Raw genomic sequence first — 16,483 nt, 5'->3', positions numbered from 1 at the left:
GCCCCTGGGACTACAGTGGCGCCGTGACCACGCTCCGCGACGTCGTCGCCGTCCTCGACGAGCTCTACGATCCGCGTTGGGCCGACGGCTGGGATGCCGTCGGCACGGTCGCCGGCGATCCGGACGCCGGGGTGCACACGATCCTCTTCGCCGTCGATCCCGTCCAAGCCGTCGCCGACGAAGCGGTGCGGGTCGGCGCCGACCTCGTCGTCACGCATCATCCGCTCTATCTCAAGGGCACGACGTCGGTCGCCGCGACCACGCCCAAGGGGCGGGTCGTCCACACGCTGGTGTCGAACGGCATCGCCCTGCACACGTGCCACACCAACGCCGACGCTCCGCCGCTCGGCGTCTCGGAGGCCATGGCGCAGGTGCTGGGTCTGCGCGATATCCGGCCGCTCGAGGAGGACCTCGATCGCGGGCTCGACAAGTGGGCCGTCTTCGTCCCGGTGCCCGACGCCGACGCGGTGGCCGCGGCCATGCACGACGCCGGCGCCGGACGGCTCGGCGACTACGACCGAGCCCAGTTCCAGTCGCGCGGCACCGGCTCGTTCCGGCCCTTGGAGGGCGCCCATCCGACGATCGGCGACATCGGGGACGTCGAGCACGTCGACGAGGTCAAGGTCGAGATGGTCGCGCCAGTGCAGCTACGCGAACGGGTCCGCTGCGCCCTCCTCGCCGCTCATCCCTACGAGGAGGTGGCGTACGACCTCATCGAGACGGCCGCGCGCCCGAGTGGGCGCGGAAGCGGACGGATCGGCGTCCTCGAGGCGCCGATGACCCTGGGCGACTTCGCGCAGCACGTCAAGGACGTGCTGCCCGAGCATCATGGTGCGACCCGCGTCGCCGGTGATCTCGACCGTGAGGTGCGCACGGTCGCGCTGTGCGGCGGTTCGGGGGACTTCCTTCTCGGCCGCGCCGACGCGATGGGCGCCGACGTCTACGTCACCTCCGACCTGCGCCACCACCCCGTCAGCGAGCACCGGGAACGACCCGGAGCGTGCGCCGTCGTCGATGTTCCGCATTGGGCGGCCGAGTGGACCTGGCTGCCCGTCGCGGCGCGCGAGGTCACAGCGCGTCTTGGCGGTACGGTGAAGGCACACGTCTCCACCATCGTCACCGATCCGTGGACCACCACGTTGAGCTGAGGAGTCACCCTGAAAGCCGAACCGTCCGCCCAGCAGACCCTGCTCGATCTGCAGGCCAAGGACTCCACCATCGCGCAGTTGAGGCACCGCCGGAACTCGCTGCCCGAACTCGCCCAGATCGCCGCGCTCGATGCCGAGATCGCGGCGCTCGACGGCAAGCGGATCGAGGCCTCGACGCGGGTTTCCGATCTGGAACGCGAGCAGAAGAAGGCCGACCAGGAGGTCGAGCTCGTCAAGACGCGCCGCCAGCGCAACGAGGACCGGCTGAACTCCGGAGCCGTCAGCAATCCCAAGGATCTCGAGAGCCTTCAGCACGAGATCGTGGCCCTCGACCGCCGGATCGCGACGCTCGAGGACGCCGAGCTGGAGGTCATGGAGTCGCTCGAGGAGGCGCTGGCCGCTCTCGATGCGGTGGCGAACGACGTGCAGGCGCGGCATCAGTCCCGCGATCAGCTCGTGGCGACGCGTGACGAGGCGTACGCCTCGATCGACAACGAACTCGCCGACCTCGAGGCGGCGCGTGGTGCCATCGCGCGCTCGCTGCCCGAAGATCTCGTCGCGTTGTACGAGAAGGTGCGGGCGTCCCACGGCGGCCTCGGTGCCGCGGCCCTCCGGGCTCGGCGCTGCGAGGGCTGCCGACTCGAACTCAACGGCGCCGATCTGCGCGAACTCGCGCAGGCACCGGCCGACGACGTCCAGCGCTGCCCCGAGTGCAGCCGCATCCTCGTCCGCACGGGCGAATCAGGACTGTGACGCCGCGCGTCATCGTCGAGGCCGACGGTGGATCGCGTGGCAACCCCGGCCCGGCGGCCTTGGGTGCGGTGCTGCGCGATGCGACCAGTGGCGCGGTGATCGCCCAGCGTGGCGAGGTGATCGGCACGGCCACGAACAACGTCGCCGAGTACCGCGCTCTGATCGCTGGCCTGGAGTTGGCGCGCGAGCACACGCCCGACGCGCAGGTCGAGGTCCGGATGGACTCCAAGCTGGTCATCGAGCAGATGTCCGGGCGCTGGAAGATCAACCACCCGGACATGAAGCCGCTCGCGCTCGAAGCGCAGGTCATCGTCCGCGAGCTGCTGCCGATCACCTGGACCTGGGTCCCCCGGGACGACAACAAGGCCGCGGACGCGCTGGTGAACGCCGCGCTCGACGGCAAGCTCCCCGACGCGACGACCGATGTCGTGTGGGCACCCGCACGGGGCTGGAGCGCCGGGACCGGAGAGCCGACCACGCTGATCCTCGTGCGGCACGGCGTGACGCCGTTCACCGAGCGCAAGGCGTTCAGCGGCATGGGGACCTCCGACCCCGAGCTCACCGAGGTCGGTCACGAACAGGCGGCGCGAGCGGCCGCGTGGATCGACGAGCACGGGGGAGCGGACGCGGTGGTGGCCTCGCCCTTGCGTCGGACCCGCGAGACCGCCGATCACGTCTGCCGTCGCCTGGGACTCGAGGTGGCCGTGGACGAGGGCCTGGCCGAGACGTCGTTCGGTGAGTGGGACGGCTACACCTTCGCCGAGATCCAGGAGCGCTGGCCGAACGAGGTCACGGCTTGGCTCGGTTCGACGGCCGTCGCTCCACCCGGCGGCGAGGCCTTCGACGTCGTGCTGGAGCGGGTCACCGCGACGCGTGACCGGTTGCTGGAGCAGTACGCGGGCAAGACCGTCGTCGCGGTCACCCACGTCACCCCGATCAAGATGCTCGTGGGGCTCGCGCTCGGCGCACCGATCACTGCGATCTACCGGATGGAGCTCGCGCCGGCGTCGATCTCCACGGTGGCGTGGTGGCCCGACGGCAACGCGAGCCTCCGCTCCTTCAACGCCGTCCCGTAGGCGTCAGAGCTCGCTGACGATCAGGTCGAGCCGGTTCTTCTCGACCTCCACGGTCCAGCCGAGGTCGCGGAGCGCATCGGCGAGGTCGTCGGGGGTGCTCGCGTTCACCTCCTCGGCGAGGAGTTGACGCGCCACGCGCCCCTTGGTCGCCTTGTTGAAGTGGCTGACGACCGACCGCTTGCCGTCCTTCTCGTGCAGCACGCGCATCGTCGCGCCAGGAACGTCGCGCGGGGGAGCGCCGAGGTTGACGTAGGTGCCGGACCGCAGATCCACCACGAGCCGGCCGTCGGCGAGGCGCTCGATCGCCCCCGGTAGGTGCGGCTTCCAGCGGCTGGCGACGGTGCCCAGCCGCGGCAGGGTGACCGAGCCGGAGAGCCGGTAGGCCGGGATGTGATCACTCGGTCGCACCAGGCCGAACAGCGCCGACGCGATCGCCACCGTGCTGTCCGCGCGGTCGCGGACAGCCTCGTCGAAGCTGCCCGGATCGAGGTTGTCGAACAGCACGCCCGTGTAGACCGCATCGGCCCGCGCGGTCGGCTCCTCGCGCAGGCTCGCGTTACGGGGGAGCGCGTCGGCCTGGGTGGGACCCAGCCCCAGCACCTCCATCGCCCGGCGCGGACTTCCGGCGCTGACCCGGATCAGCGTCCGCAGCAGCTGCTCGCGGGTGGGGTTGAGCTCGGGGAGGCTCAGCGTCGCGAGATCGAGCGCGGGCCCCTGCTCGGGCCGGGTCTTGCCTTCGGACGGGGGAAGCAGGATGAGCACCCGTCGACCCTACCGACCCGCCCGCCCGGCCCTTCTAGCGTCATACGTTTGGTGGCCGCTGACCCACAGAACGTATGACGTCAGGAGCGATCAGACCGCTCGGACGCCCTCGACGAGGAGGAGGACGGCGAACACCGCGAACGCGGCAGCGGCGACGTAGCGGATCAGGCGCTCGGGCAGGTGGCGGCCGAGCACGGCACCGACGACGATCGCCAGAGCGTCCGCCGCGACCATGCCGATGGTGCTGCCGATCCAGGTGCCAAACCAATCCTCGCGGACGGCCAGGGTGATGGTGGCGAGCATCGTCTTGTCACCCAGCTCGGCGAGGAAGAAGGCGAAGCCGACCGCCAAGAGCGCCGCGCCCGTGCTCGCCCTGGCCTTGGCGGCCTCGTCCTCGGTGAGCTCGTCGCCGCGCAAGGTCCAGGCGGCGAAGCCCAGGAACGCGAGGCCGGCAGCGATCGCGATCCAGCCCTGGTAGTCGGCGAAGGCCTCGCCGATCCAGAAGCCGATCGCCACCGAGGCGAGGTGCACGATCGCCGTGGCGATGGTGATGCCCACGAGGACGTCTCGCGCGCGGTAGCGCGAGGCGAAGGTCATCGCCATGAGCTGGCTCTTGTCGCCCAGTTCGGCGACGAAGATGACGACGGTGCTCAGCACCAGGGCGTCCCACATGAAAAAAGCTCCTCGTCCGAGCTGGACGAAGAGCCGCGGTGACGAGTCCTCGACCGGCTCGTCGTCGTACCACGGTCCGGTCGAAAGTCTCGTCCGCCAGGTGACTGGCCCGCTGCACCGGATCGACCGAGGTCGTTCAGTATGTCGACGCAGCGATTGGGGACTACTCCCTTTCGGCTCGCCACGTTAGCAGAGCGTCCGCCCGCGGTGCACCGTGAGGTGGGTCTCACGCGTAGGATCGAGGATGCGAATGAGTCGGCCGGGCGGTCGCGGCACCGCGAGGTGTCGAGGAAAGTCCGGACTCCACAGAGCACGGTGGTGGCTAACCGCCACCCACGGCGACGTGCGGGACAGTGCCACAGAAAGCAAACCGCCAGCGGCCTTCGTCCTCGGACGAAGGTGCGGGTAAGGGTGAAACGGTGAGGTAAGAGCTCACCAGCGCGGCGGGTGACCGTCGCGGCTCGGTAAACCCCACCGGGAGCAAGACCAAGAGGGCCTTCGGGCCTGCGCTGACGGGCTGCTCGTCCGAGGTCAGCGGGTAGGTCGCACCGAGGCGTGCAGCAATGCGCGCCCCAGATGGATGGCCGCCCCTCGCGCTCGACGCGAGGACAGAATCCGGCTTACAGGCCGGCTCATTCGCCTTTCGCCCGCACCTCTGCGGCGAGCCCGGTCGTCCGGGCCCGCCGCGTCCGGGGCTCAGGCCGTCGGGACCACCAGCAGCGCCCAGGCGACGAGCGGCGCCACCACGACGATGCTCATGCCCCACTGCATGAGCCGCTTGAACACCAGCTCGCGCTGGTCGGGCTCGGCATTGGCGACGACGAGGGCGCCGTTGGTGGAGAACGGGCTGCAGTCGACGACCGAACTCGAGATCGCCAAGGCCGCGATGAGCGTGATGGCGTTGACCTGTTCGGTGAGCAGGAACGGCACGGCGAGCGGGATGAGCGCGCCGATGATGCCGGTGGTCGAGGCGAACGCCGACACGACCGAGCCGATGAGGCAGATCAGGAGCGCCGCGACCAGGGGAGCGCCCACTCCCGCGACACCGTCGCCGAGCCACTGCACGACGCCCTGGTTCTCCAGCAGCGACACGTAGGTGACGATGCCGCCGATGAGCAGGACGGTGCCCCAGCTGATCTTCTCGACGGCGCCCTTGGCCGATGCGGGGAACGCGAGAGTCAGCGCCACGGCGATGGTCAGCGCGGTGAAGCCGACATCGAGGTCGAACCCGAGCGCACCCACCATGAGCGCGAGGAGACCGAAGAGCGTGAGCCACCGTTGGGGGGTGAGCCGGGTTGCGTCATCGGCGTCCTCCGGGTCGGAGGAGCCGCGGCGGGCCTCGACGGCCGAGTGCGGCGTCTGACGCGTGGCGGCATGCGTCGCCTCGCGGGACGTGCGCTCGGCCTCCGCGCCCATCGCGCCCACGGCGGCTTCGTCGCGACCGCGGCCGATGAGCTGACGTCCGCCGAAGGCGAGGTAGGTGATGACCGCGATCAAGGTGGCCGCCGCGAACGTCGTGGCGAACAGCACGCCCTGGTTGCCGGGAAGATCGTTGCTCTCGACGACGCCGTTGGTGATCGAGCCGAAGATCCCGATGGGGGAGAAGCTGCCGGCGGTGGCGCCCTGCACCACCATCATCCCCATGAGGACCGGGTGAATCTGGTACCGGAGAGCGAAGCCCATCGCCACGGGCGCGACGATCGCGACCGCCGCAGGGCTCACCGCGCCGATGGACGTCACGGCGGCGCACACGGCGAACATCGCCCACGGCACGAGCGCGACTCGCCCGCCTACGGCCCGCACGGCGGCGTGCACGATCCAGTCGACCGTGCCGTTGTTCTTCGCGAGCGCGAACAGGTACGTGACGCCGACGAGGATGACGAACAGGTCGCTGGGAAAGCCCGCCAGCACGTCGTCGGTGGTGGCGTCATAGACCGCGAGACCGACGACGAACGAGGCCACCAAGGCCAGGGCGCCCATGTTGACGCCCCGGACGGTGGCGACGAGGAAGACAATCGCGAGCACGGCTAACGCGATCAGCTCGTGGGACATAACTCTCCTGATGTGATCGAAGTCTCAACTCGGGGAGCCTAGCTGTGGCTGAGCCACCTGTCCACTGCGGGTCGGGTTCTATAGCATGTCGCCATGCCCGACCGTGCCAAGCTGCCGCCCGTTCGCCGCGAACGCCTCTACGAGAGCCTGGCCGCCCACATCTCCGACTTCATCGAGGCTCAGGGACTCGTCGGCGGCGACCGGCTCCCGCCCGAACGACAGCTGGCCGCCGAACTCGGGGTCAGCCGGGCGACGCTGTCTCGAGCGCTCGCGGCCCTCGAGACCAAGGGCCGCATCGAGGTGCGGCACGGTGTCGGTGCGCTGGTCCGCGAGAGCGCGGAGTCCGGCCCGAGCACGCTGCTGTCGAGCGTCGACACGCGCCCTCGCGCCGAGCTGATCGCCGCCCGCGAGGCCATGCTCGCCGGGATCGCCCGGGCCGCCGCCGTCCATCCGCAGGCCTCGCTGCGCCTCGCGATGCTCGCCGACGACGGGCGGCCGCGCACCTTCGAGCACACGTGGCGATGCGTCCGGCGGCTCGCAGAGTCGCCCCTGCTCGCCGAGCTGGACGACACCCTGTCCGCCCATGCGCCGGCGCCGGCCGACACACCCGAGCTGCGGGACCGGCTCGAGCTGCTCGCCGAGGCGATCATCCGCGGCGATGCAGCGGCTGCCGCGACGGTCTGCGCCGGGCTGCTCGGCGACTGACACCGTATTCCCCCGTCGGCGCGAGAGAACCGTCACCGTCTCGCCGAGGTGCCCTCGAGGTGCGGCCGCGCTAGCGTCGCACGTATGGCTTCAGTTCCCCAGATCACGCTCAACAACGGTGTCGAGATCCCCCAGTTCGGGTTCGGAACGTGGCAGATCCCGCCGGAGGACGCCCAGGATCGCGTCGCCGAGGCGTTGGAGGTCGGCTACCGGCACATCGACACCGCGCAGATGTACGGCAACGAGGAAGGCGTCGGTGCGGCGATCGCGGCCGCCGGGCTCGCTCCCGAGGACGTGTTCGTCACCAGCAAGCTCAACAACAACAACCACGCGCCCGAGCGGGTCGCCGCTTCGCTCGACGAGTCGCTGGACCGTCTCGGGCTCGAGCGGCTCGACCTCTTCCTCATCCACTGGCCGCTGCCCACGATCGACATCGACTACGTCGAGACGTGGAAGGCGATGGAGGAGGTCTACCGGTCGGGCAAGACCCGCGCGATCGGCGTCTCGAACTTCAACGCCCATCACCTGCGCCGGCTGCTCGACGAGACCGAGGTGGTCCCCGCGGTGAACCAGATCGAGGTGCACCCGTTCTTCACGCAGGACGATCTGCGCGCGGTCAACGCCGAGCACGGCATCGCGACCGAGGCGTGGTCGCCGCTGGCTCAGGGGCAGATCCTGTCCAACCCGGCGGTCACGCAGATCGCCGAGGCGATCGGCCGGGCGCCCTCGCAGGTCGCCCTGCGCTGGCACCTGCAGCGCGGCGACATCGTCTTCCCGAAGGCGTCGTCGATCGAGCGCGTGCGGCAGAACTTCGACGTCTTCGATTTCGAGCTGTCCGAGGCGGACATGGGGTCGATCTCGGCGCTCGACGAAGGACGCCGGATCGGCCCCGACCCGGACTCGTTCGACTACATCCCCGCCTGACCACAGCGTTGAGCCCCCGCTTGTCCGAGGACGGGCGGGGGCTCGCGCGTGTCAGCTCAGGGTGAGGACCTCGGCCCCGTCCTCGGCGACCAGCAGGGTGTGCTCGAACTGGGCCGTCCGCTTGCCGTCGCGCGTCGTGGCCGTCCATCCGTCGTCCCACAGGTCCCACTCGATCGTGCCCAGCGTCAGCATCGGTTCGATCGTGAACGTCATGCCCGGCACGATGACGGTGTCGGCCTGGGGGTCGTCATAGTGCGGGATGACAAGCCCGTCGTGGAACGCGGGCCCGACACCGTGTCCGGTGAAGTCGCGCACGACGCCGTACCCGAAGCGCCGCGCGTAGGCCTCGATGACGCGACCGATGACATTGATCTGCCGACCAGGCTTGACCGCCGTGATCGCCCGGCGCAGGCATTCCTCGGTGCGCTCGACGAGCAGCCGCGACTCCTCGTCGACGTCGCCGACGAGGTAGGTCTTGTTGGTGTCGCCGTGCACGCCGTCGACGTAGGCCGTGATGTCGACGTTGACGATGTCACCGTCGAGCAGCGGACGGTCGTCCGGGATGCCGTGGCAGATGACCTCGTTGACGCTCGTGCACACGCTCTTGGGGTAGCCGCGGTAACCGAGGGTCGAGGGGTAGGCGCCATGCTCGACGAGGAACTCGTGGGCCACCCGGTCGAGCTCGTCGGTGGTGACGCCCGGGGCGATCGCGGCCTCGACGGCGTCCAGTGCTTGCGCGGCCAGCCGGCCGGCCACCCGCATCGCCTCGATCGTCGCGTCGTCGCGTACCAGCGGACCGCGGTAGGGCAGGGGAGCCGGCTGACCCACGTATTCGGGCCGGTCGATATGGGCGGGTACGAGGCGTTCGGCGGACACGACGCCAGGACGAAGCCGGGGAGCGAGCATGGCGCGATTCTAACGACGCGCAGGTCACCGGGGCGTCGAGCGGAGCGGAGCCCGCTGCGGCACGATGAGGGCATGAGCAGTGACACCGACGGACTCCAGTACTACTACTGCTTCAAGCACCAGACCGTGGAGGGGAAGGACGGCTGCCGCGGCGCGGATCGCATGGGCCCGTACGACACCCCCGAGGAAGCCGGTCGCGCCCTCGAGATCGCCGAGGCCCGCAACGAGGCCTGGGACAACGATCCGACCTGGAACGACGACGTCGACGAGTGAGAACCCGCTGAGTGTGGGCGGCACCCCACACTCAGCGGGTACCGGGCTCAGCTCTCGAAGGAGTGCTCCGGGCCGGGGAAGGCGCCGGCGGCGACATCGGCGGCATACTCCTGGGCGGCTGTGAGCATGACGCCGTGCAGGTCGGCGTACTTCTTGACGAAGCGCGGTGACCGGCCGGTGTTGAGACCCATCATGTCCTGCCACACGAGCACCTGGGCGTCGCACGAGACGCCCGCGCCGATGCCGATCGTCGGGATGTCGAGCGCCTCGGTGACCTGGGCCGCGACGGGAGCGGGCACCATCTCCATCACCACGGCGAAGGCGCCGGCCTCCTGCATCGCGAGGGCGTCGTCGAGCAGGCGCTGGGCGGCGTCGCCGCGGCCCTGCACCCGGTAGCCGCCGAGCGCGTGCTCGGACTGCGGCGTGAACCCGACGTGCGCCATGACGGGCACGGCGCCCTCGGTCAGCTTGCGCACTTGCGGCACCATCTCGACACCGCCCTCGAGCTTGACCGCCTGCACCTCGGACTCCTTGAGGAAGCGCACGGCCGTGGCGTAGGCCTGCTCCGGCGAGCCCTGGTAGGAGCCGAACGGCAGGTCGGCCACGACGAGCGCGCGGCGGGCCGAGCGGGCCACCGCGCGCGCGAGCGGGATGAGCTCGTCGACGGTCACCGGCAGCGACGTGCCGTTGGCGAAGACGTTGTTGGACGCGGAGTCCCCGACGAGGAGGACGGGGATGCCCGCCTCGTCGAAGACCGTGGCCGCTCCCTGGTCGTAGGCGGTGAGCATGGCCCACCGGTGACCCTCGGACTTCCACTTCTGCAGGTGGTGGATCCGCACCTTCTTGACGGACGGATCCGCCGTGGGACCGCCGCCGTACGGCGCCGGTTCCTCGGCATGCTGGACAGCATCGTTCATCGACTTCTCCTTCTCGCAGCCCCTCGGCGGGGGTCCACGGACAGCAGCAGCCTACAACTCCTCGCGCCACCGGTTGGTGATGGGAACGCGGCGGTCCCGGCCGAAGTTGCGCGCGCTGATCTTGGGTCCGGGGGGATACTGCCGGCGCTTGTATTCGGCCCGGTCGACGAGCGTCACGACCTGCTGCACGACGGCCGGGTCGAAGCCCTCCTCGACGACGGCCTTCGCGCCGAGGTCCCGTTCGACGTACGCGTCGAGGATCCCGTCGAGCACGTCGTACGGGGGCAGGGAGTCGGTGTCCAGCTGCCCGGGCCGAAGCTCGGCCGAGGGCGGCTTGCTGATCGTGTTCTCCGGGATCGGCGGCTGCTCGCCACGCGCCTCGGCCCACGCGTTCCGCCACCGCGCGAGCTCCCACACGATCGTCTTGGGCACGTCCTTGAGCGGCGCGTACCCGCCGACGGCGTCGCCGTAGATCGTCGAGTAGCCCGTGGCGAGCTCGGACTTGTTGCCGCACGCCAGCACGAGGTGACCGTGCTGATTGGACAGGCCCATCCAGATCACCGCGCGGATGCGGGCCTGAAGGTTCTCCTCGGCGAGGCCGTCGAGATCGAGGGCGTCCTGATACGCGCCGAAGATCGGCGCGATCGGCACGGTGTCGAGCTGCAGTCCGGTGCGCCGGGCCAGTTCGGCGGCGTCGGATCGCGAGTGCTCCGTCGACCATTCGCTCGGGTTCGACACCCCGAAGACGCGGTCGGCCCCGAGCGCGTCCACCGCGACCGCGGCGGCGAGGGTCGAGTCGATGCCCCCGGACAGGCCGAGCAGTACCGAGCGAAAGCCGTTCTTTTCGACGTAGTCGCGCAGACCGAGCACGATCGCCTGGTAACGCTCGCCCAGGTCGTCCCAGCGCTCGGCGACGGTCGTCTCGCGCGGCGCGTAGGGGGGAACCGGATCGGAGGACACCACCACGCGGTTCAGCAGCAGGCCGTGAACCCGGGTCCCGGGATCCGGCATGGGCGCCGTCGCCGCGGCCAGGTCGAGATCCGCGACCAGCAGTTCGGGGACGAACTGCGCGGCGCGGGCGACGAGCTCTCCCTCGGAATCGACCACGAGCGAGTCGCCGTCGAAGACGAGCTCGTCCTGTCCGCCGACGAGATTGACGTAGGCGAGGGCGCAGGCGCCCTCGCGGGCACGCCGGGCGCACAGCTCGAGCCGGGTGTCGTCCTTCGCCGCCTCGTACGGCGACCCGTTGAGCACGAGGAGCAGGCCCGCTTCCGCGGCCTTGGCCGCGGCCGAGGGACCGTCCTGCCAGATGTCCTCGCAGATGGCGATCGCGACGTCGACGCCGTGCACCTGGACGATCTGCACCTCCTCGCCGGGCACGAAGTTGCGGAATTCGTCGAAGACGCCGTAGTTGGGCAGGTGGTGCTTGTCGTAGCGCGCCACCACCTGGCCGGCGCTGATCACCGAGGCCGAGTTGGTGGGAGCGTTCTTCGGCACGCCGAGGCGCTCCGGCATCGCCTCGACCTCGCCAGGTCGCGCACTGTCGAGGTGACCGACGACGGCCACCAGATCGCCGAGCCCCTCCTTCGCGAGCCGATCCGGCAGGGCGGCGATCGCCTCCTGCGAACGGCGGATGAGTGTGAGCCGGCCGGCGAGATCCTCCACCGGATAGCCGGTCAGCACCATCTCGGGGAAGACCACCAGATGGGCGCCGGCGCGGGCGGCTTCGTGACAGGCGCTCACGACGAGTTCGACGTTGTGGTCGACATCGCCGACGACCGCATTGACCTGGGCAAGGGCGAGACGCAGTTGAGGCACGTCGTCAGCCTAGGGCGTCGACGGCCGGCATGAGCGGCGAGCGGACCGCGCGCGATCGGTGAACCAGCACGCACGGGCGTCGTGCAGGTGCGTGCCATCTCACCGCCCCAGGCTGGTCCGCGGCGGACCGGTGCGCCCCTAGACTGACCGCATGGGTAAGCAGGAGGAGTTCGTACTCCGGGCGCTCGAGGAGCGCGACGTCAGGTTCGTGCGCTTGTGGTTCACGGACGTGCTCGGCTCGCTCAAGTCGGTGGCGATCGCCCCGGCCGAGCTCGAGGGCGCCTTCGGTGAGGGCATCGGCTTCGACGGCTCGGCGATCGAAGGCTTCGCTCGGGTGCACGAGGCCGACATGCTCGCCAAGCCCGATCCGTCGACGTTCCAGATCCTGCCCTGGCGCGGTGAGACACCCGCGACGGCGCGGATGTTCTGCGACATCCTGATGCCGGACGGCAGTCCTTCCTACGCCGATCCCCGGCACGTGCTCAAGCGGGCGCTGGGCAAGGCGGCCGACGCGGGCTTCACGTTCTACACCCACCCCGAGATCGAGTTCTTCCTGCTCAAGGGCAAGCCCGGCCGCGGCGAGCAGCCCGTTCCGGTCGACGACAGCGGCTACTTCGACCACACGGCCCAGGGCGGCGGTCAGGACTTCCGCCGCGAGGTCATCACGATGCTCGAGTCCATGGGCATCTCGGTCGAGTTCAGTCATCACGAGGGCGGCCCCGGCCAACAGGAGATCGACCTGCGCTATGCCGACGCCCTCAGCACGGCCGACAACATCATGACCTTCCGCACCGTCGTTCGCGAGGTCGCGCTGAGCCAGGGCAAGTGGGCCTCCTTCATGCCCAAGCCGTTCACCGAGCACCCGGGATCGGGCATGCACACCCACGTGTCGCTGTTCGAGGGCGACGAGAACGCGTTCTATGAGGCCGGGGCCGAGTACCAGCTCAGCAAGACCGGCCGGCAGTTCATCGCCGGCGTCCTCGAGCACACACCCGAGATCACCGCGGTGACGAACCAGTGGGTGAACTCCTACAAACGACTCGCCTGGGGCGGCGAGGCACCGAGCTACGTCTGCTGGGGCCACAACAACCGCTCCGCCCTCGTGCGTGTGCCGATGTACAAGCCGCACAAGAGCGGTTCCGCGCGGATCGAGCATCGCGCACTCGACTCCGCGTGCAACCCCTATCTCGCCTTCGCGCTGATCCTCGCTGCCGGACTGAAGGGCATCGAGGAGGGCTACGAGCTGCCGCCGGAGGCCGAGGACGACGTGTGGTCGCTCACCGAGAACGAGCGTCGCGCCCTCGGCATCGCGCCGCTGCCGCGCAACCTCGACGAGGCGATCCGCATCATGGAGTCGAGCGAGCTGGTGGCGGAGACGCTCGGCGAGCACGTCTTCGACTTCTTCCTGCGCAACAAGCGCGCCGAATGGCAGGACTACCGGTCGCACGTCACGCAGTTCGAGATCGACCGGCTCATGCCGGTCGTCTGAGGGAATGTCCGTGGTCCTGTCCCGGCTCGGATTTCGTGATACCCAGCGGGCGGCGGCGAACCTCGCGATCTTGACCGACTGCTCCGAGGAGCTCGTCACTCAGATCGCCTCGGTCGCCGATCCCGACACCTGCCTCGCGTCGTTGGCCAGAATCGCCGAGGCCGACGGCGGATGCGAGCGCCTCGTCGGGCTGCTGGAGTCCGACGACGAGCTGCGCCTGCGGCTGCTGATCGTTCTCGGCACCAGCGAAGCGCTCGGCGACTTCCTCACCCGCCACCCCGAGTACGTCACGGACGTGGCCGCCGACGAACTCCTGCGCCGCCCGGCCACGCTCGAGGAGTACCGCGCGTGGATGCGCCAGGCGTCAGACTCGGCGAGCCTGCGCGTGCAGTACCACCGCGCCCTGCTGCGCATCGCCGCCCGCGATCTCACCGCGGTCACCACGTTCGTCGAGTCCTCGGGCGAGCTGGCCGATCTGGCGATCGCCACTCTCGACGCGGCCCTGCGCATGGTGGCCGCCGACGAGGAGAAGGCGGATGCGACCCGACTCGCCATCATGGCGATGGGCAAGACCGGCGGGCACGAGCTCAACTACGTGAGCGACGTGGACGTCATCTTCGTCTACGAACCGACCGAGAACGCCGACGACACCGAGGCGCTCAGCGCGGCGACCCGCATGGCCTCGGCGGTCATGCGCTTGTGCAGCGAGCACACCCGCGAGGGCACGATCTGGGAGGTCGACGCGAACCTGCGGCCCGAAGGCAAGAACGGCCCGCTGGTCCGCTCGCTGACCAGCCACGTCGCCTACTACGAGAAGTGGGCGAGCACCTGGGAGTTCCAGGCGCTGCTCAAGGCGCGGTACGCCGCCGGCGACGCGGACCTCGCCCAGCGCTACCTCGAGGCGCTCACGCCGATGGTCTGGTCGGCCAGCAACCGGCCCAACTTCGTCGCCGACGTGCGCGCCATGCGGAAGCGGGTCGTCGACAACATTCCGCACGGTGATCGCGACCGAGAGCTGAAGCTCGGCAGCGGTGGGCTGCGTGACGTGGAGTTCGCCATCCAGATGCTGCAGCTGGTGCACGGCCGCGGTGACACCGACCTGCGTAGCCGTACGACGCTGCTGGCCTTGCACGCGCTCACCGAGGGCGGTTACGTCGGACGGCGCGACGGAGCGGCGCTCGAGGAGGCGTATGAGTTTCTTCGCACGCTCGAGCACCGCATCCAGTTGTTCCGGCTGAAGCGCACGCACATCGTCCCGGAGGATCCTGAGGACCTGCGGCGGATCGGCCGCAGCATGGGGTATCGGCAAAGCCCTGTCGACAGCCTCGTGAAGGAGTGGCAGGCGCACCGCCGCGTGGTGAGCCGGCTGCACGAGAAGTTGTTCTATCGCCCGCTGCTCGACGCCGTCGCGAGTCTGCCGACGGAGGGGCTTCGCCTCACCCAGTCGGCGGCGGAGCAGCGGCTTGCCGCGCTCGGGTTCGCCGATCCGGTCGGGGCGATGAAGCACATCGAGGCGCTCACCAGCGGCGTCTCCCGGCGTGCGGCGATCCAGCAGTCCCTCCTGCCCGCGATGTTGGCCTGGTTCGCCGAGTCGCCCGATCCCGACGGTGGATTGCTGGCGTTCCGGCGGATCTCGGAGGAACTCGGCGAGTCGCACTGGTACCTGCGCAAGCTGCGCGACGAGGGCGTCGGGGCCGAACAGTTGGCGAGGTTGCTGTCGTCGAGCAAGTACGTCACCGGCTTGATCGTGCGGGCCCCGGACGTGGTCGCGTTGCTCGGTGACGACGCCGAACTCGTGCCGCACGATCTGGACCGGCTCTCTACCGAGATGGAGTTGGCCGCCCGGCGTCACTCAGTGCCCGACGCCGCCGTGCGGGCGATTCGGCGGGTCCGCCGCCGCGAGCTGGCACGCGTGGCGATGGCCGACGTGCTGGGTCTGCTCGACATCGCCGTTGTGGGCGAGGCGCTGACCGCGATCAACACCGCAACGCTGCAGGCGACGCTCGCGGTGGCGATGTCGGCGTACGAGCAGGAGAAGGGGCCGCTGAGCGTGCGCATGGCGATCGTGCTCATGGGCCGGTTGGGCGGTCACGAGACCGGATACGGCTCGGACGCGGACGTCATGTTCGTGCACGAGCCGCTGGACGGCGTCGCCGACGCCGGCGCCACCAAGTGCGCCCTGTGGATCGCTCAGACGCTGCGCCAGCAGCTTGCCGTGGCCGGTGACGACCCGCCGCTGCAGGTGGACGCGGATCTGCGCCCGGAGGGCAAGAACGGTCCGCTCGTCCGCTCGTTGTCCTCGTACGCGGCCTACTACGCCAAGTGGTCCGACACCTGGGAGGCCCAGGCGCTCCTGCGCGCGGATGCCGCCGTGGGCGACGCCGATCTGTGCCGTCGCTTCACCGAGCTCATCGACCCGCTGCGCTACCCCGAAGGTGGACTCAGCGAATCCGAGGTACGGGAGATCCGGCGGATCAAGGCTCGCGTCGACGCTGAGCGACTGCCGCGCGGAGCGAACCCCAACACGCACCTCAAGCTCGGCCGTGGGGGACTGGCCGATATCGAGTGGACGGCGCAGCTGCTTCAACTCGAGTACGCACACGAGCACCCCGGTTTGCGGACCACGCGCACGATCGCGGCCATCGATGCCGCAGCCGAGGCGGGACTGCTCGACCGCGGCGACGCGGACATCCTCATCGAGTCATGGCGCATGGTCAGTCGTATCCGCAATGGCGTGGTGCTGCTGCGGGCGAAGCCGGCCGAGTCGATGGTGGAGGCACCGAACGACCGTGCCGGGCTGGCTCATCTGATCGGTGATGGCGCGGACCGTTTCGAGGAGCTCATGGACCGCTACCTCAAGATCACCCGCCAAGCCCGCAAAGTCGTCGAACGCGTCTTCTGGGACTAGGCGGTCGAGTAGGAGGTCGCTCAGCGACCGACGATGGAGCCATCGCAGGAGGGGCGTAGCCGCGATGGAGCGAGACCAGG

General features: G+C 69.8%; 14 protein-coding genes and 1 other RNA gene. 9 read left to right on the top strand and 6 right to left on the bottom strand.

Annotated elements, in window-relative coordinates:
- Positions 1-23 precede the first annotated feature (23 nt).
- The 3 genes from D9V41_RS08910 to D9V41_RS08900 are packed head-to-tail and all read left to right on the top strand — an operon-like array spanning position 24 to position 2,977.
- On the top strand, positions 24-1,148 hold the full coding sequence (locus D9V41_RS08910; protein ID WP_121794199.1) for a Nif3-like dinuclear metal center hexameric protein: 1,125 nt from the start codon (positions 24-26) through the stop codon (positions 1,146-1,148).
- A gap of 9 nt (positions 1,149-1,157) precedes the next feature.
- Positions 1,158-1,901 carry a zinc ribbon domain-containing protein gene (locus D9V41_RS08905; RefSeq protein ID WP_121794198.1) on the top strand — a complete coding sequence of 248 codons (744 nt, stop codon included), beginning with the start codon at positions 1,158-1,160 and terminating at the stop codon, positions 1,899-1,901.
- Positions 1,898-2,977: a bifunctional RNase H/acid phosphatase gene (locus D9V41_RS08900; RefSeq protein WP_121794197.1), complete on the top strand. Its 1,080-nt coding sequence runs from the start codon at positions 1,898-1,900 to the stop codon at positions 2,975-2,977. Before D9V41_RS08905 ends, D9V41_RS08900 begins: the two co-directional genes overlap by 4 nt.
- A gap of 3 nt (positions 2,978-2,980) precedes the next feature.
- On the opposite strand, the gene D9V41_RS08895 is transcribed toward D9V41_RS08900, so the two are convergent.
- Together D9V41_RS08895 and D9V41_RS08890 are read right to left on the bottom strand one after the other, a co-directional pair.
- Positions 2,981-3,739: a YaaA family protein gene (locus tag D9V41_RS08895; RefSeq protein WP_121794196.1), complete on the bottom strand. Its 759-nt coding sequence runs from the start codon at positions 3,737-3,739 to the stop codon at positions 2,981-2,983.
- Between the two features lie 90 nt (positions 3,740-3,829).
- Positions 3,830-4,411, bottom strand: a complete 582-nt coding sequence (locus D9V41_RS08890) for a TMEM165/GDT1 family protein (protein WP_121794195.1) — start codon at positions 4,409-4,411, stop codon at positions 3,830-3,832.
- Positions 4,412-4,662: 251 nt separating this feature from the next.
- Here D9V41_RS08890 and rnpB point away from each other — a divergent pair.
- Positions 4,663-5,050, top strand: an RNA gene (rnpB, locus tag D9V41_RS08885) — RNase P RNA component class A.
- A 57-nt stretch (positions 5,051-5,107) separates the two neighbouring features.
- Here the strand turns inward: rnpB and D9V41_RS08880 are convergent.
- Complete coding sequence (locus D9V41_RS08880) at positions 5,108-6,463, bottom strand: SLC13 family permease (protein ID WP_121794194.1); 1,356 nt, start codon at positions 6,461-6,463, stop codon at positions 5,108-5,110.
- Between the two features lie 93 nt (positions 6,464-6,556).
- Here D9V41_RS08880 and D9V41_RS08875 point away from each other — a divergent pair, with 93 nt between their 5' ends.
- Both D9V41_RS08875 and D9V41_RS08870 read left to right on the top strand, forming a co-directional pair.
- Positions 6,557-7,168, top strand: coding sequence for a FadR/GntR family transcriptional regulator (locus D9V41_RS08875; RefSeq protein ID WP_121794193.1), 612 nt, complete (start codon positions 6,557-6,559; stop codon positions 7,166-7,168).
- Between the two features lie 84 nt (positions 7,169-7,252).
- On the top strand, positions 7,253-8,092 hold the full coding sequence (locus tag D9V41_RS08870) for an aldo/keto reductase (protein WP_121794192.1): 840 nt from the start codon (positions 7,253-7,255) through the stop codon (positions 8,090-8,092).
- Positions 8,093-8,143: 51 nt separating this feature from the next.
- Here D9V41_RS08870 and map read toward each other — a convergent pair whose 3' ends face one another.
- Positions 8,144-8,998: a type I methionyl aminopeptidase gene (gene map, locus D9V41_RS08865; protein ID WP_121794191.1), complete on the bottom strand. Its 855-nt coding sequence runs from the start codon at positions 8,996-8,998 to the stop codon at positions 8,144-8,146.
- Positions 8,999-9,070: 72 nt separating this feature from the next.
- Between map and D9V41_RS08860 the strand changes: the two genes are divergently transcribed.
- Positions 9,071-9,271: a hypothetical protein gene (locus D9V41_RS08860; protein WP_121794190.1), complete on the top strand. Its 201-nt coding sequence runs from the start codon at positions 9,071-9,073 to the stop codon at positions 9,269-9,271.
- Between the two features lie 47 nt (positions 9,272-9,318).
- On the opposite strand, the gene panB is transcribed toward D9V41_RS08860, so the two are convergent.
- Positions 9,319-10,188, bottom strand: coding sequence for a 3-methyl-2-oxobutanoate hydroxymethyltransferase (panB, locus tag D9V41_RS08855; RefSeq protein ID WP_121794189.1), 870 nt, complete (start codon positions 10,186-10,188; stop codon positions 9,319-9,321).
- A 51-nt stretch (positions 10,189-10,239) separates the two neighbouring features.
- Positions 10,240-12,006, bottom strand: coding sequence for an NAD+ synthase (locus D9V41_RS08850; RefSeq protein ID WP_121794188.1), 1,767 nt, complete (start codon positions 12,004-12,006; stop codon positions 10,240-10,242).
- Positions 12,007-12,157: 151 nt separating this feature from the next.
- Between D9V41_RS08850 and D9V41_RS08845 the strand changes: the two genes are divergently transcribed.
- Complete coding sequence (locus D9V41_RS08845) at positions 12,158-13,495, top strand: glutamine synthetase family protein (RefSeq protein WP_121794187.1); 1,338 nt, start codon at positions 12,158-12,160, stop codon at positions 13,493-13,495.
- A gap of 4 nt (positions 13,496-13,499) precedes the next feature.
- Positions 13,500-16,403 (top strand): bifunctional [glutamine synthetase] adenylyltransferase/[glutamine synthetase]-adenylyl-L-tyrosine phosphorylase, encoded by a 2,904-nt coding sequence (locus D9V41_RS08840; RefSeq protein ID WP_121794186.1) that lies wholly within the window; start codon positions 13,500-13,502, stop codon positions 16,401-16,403.
- Positions 16,404-16,483 lie beyond the last annotated feature (80 nt).

Source organism: Aeromicrobium phragmitis (assembly GCF_003674095.1).
In the GTDB taxonomy this organism is placed as follows: Bacteria; Actinomycetota; Actinomycetes; order Propionibacteriales; family Nocardioidaceae; genus Aeromicrobium; species Aeromicrobium phragmitis.
Note: the sequence above shows the minus strand (reverse complement) of the source record. Positions and strands in the feature narration are given on the sequence as shown.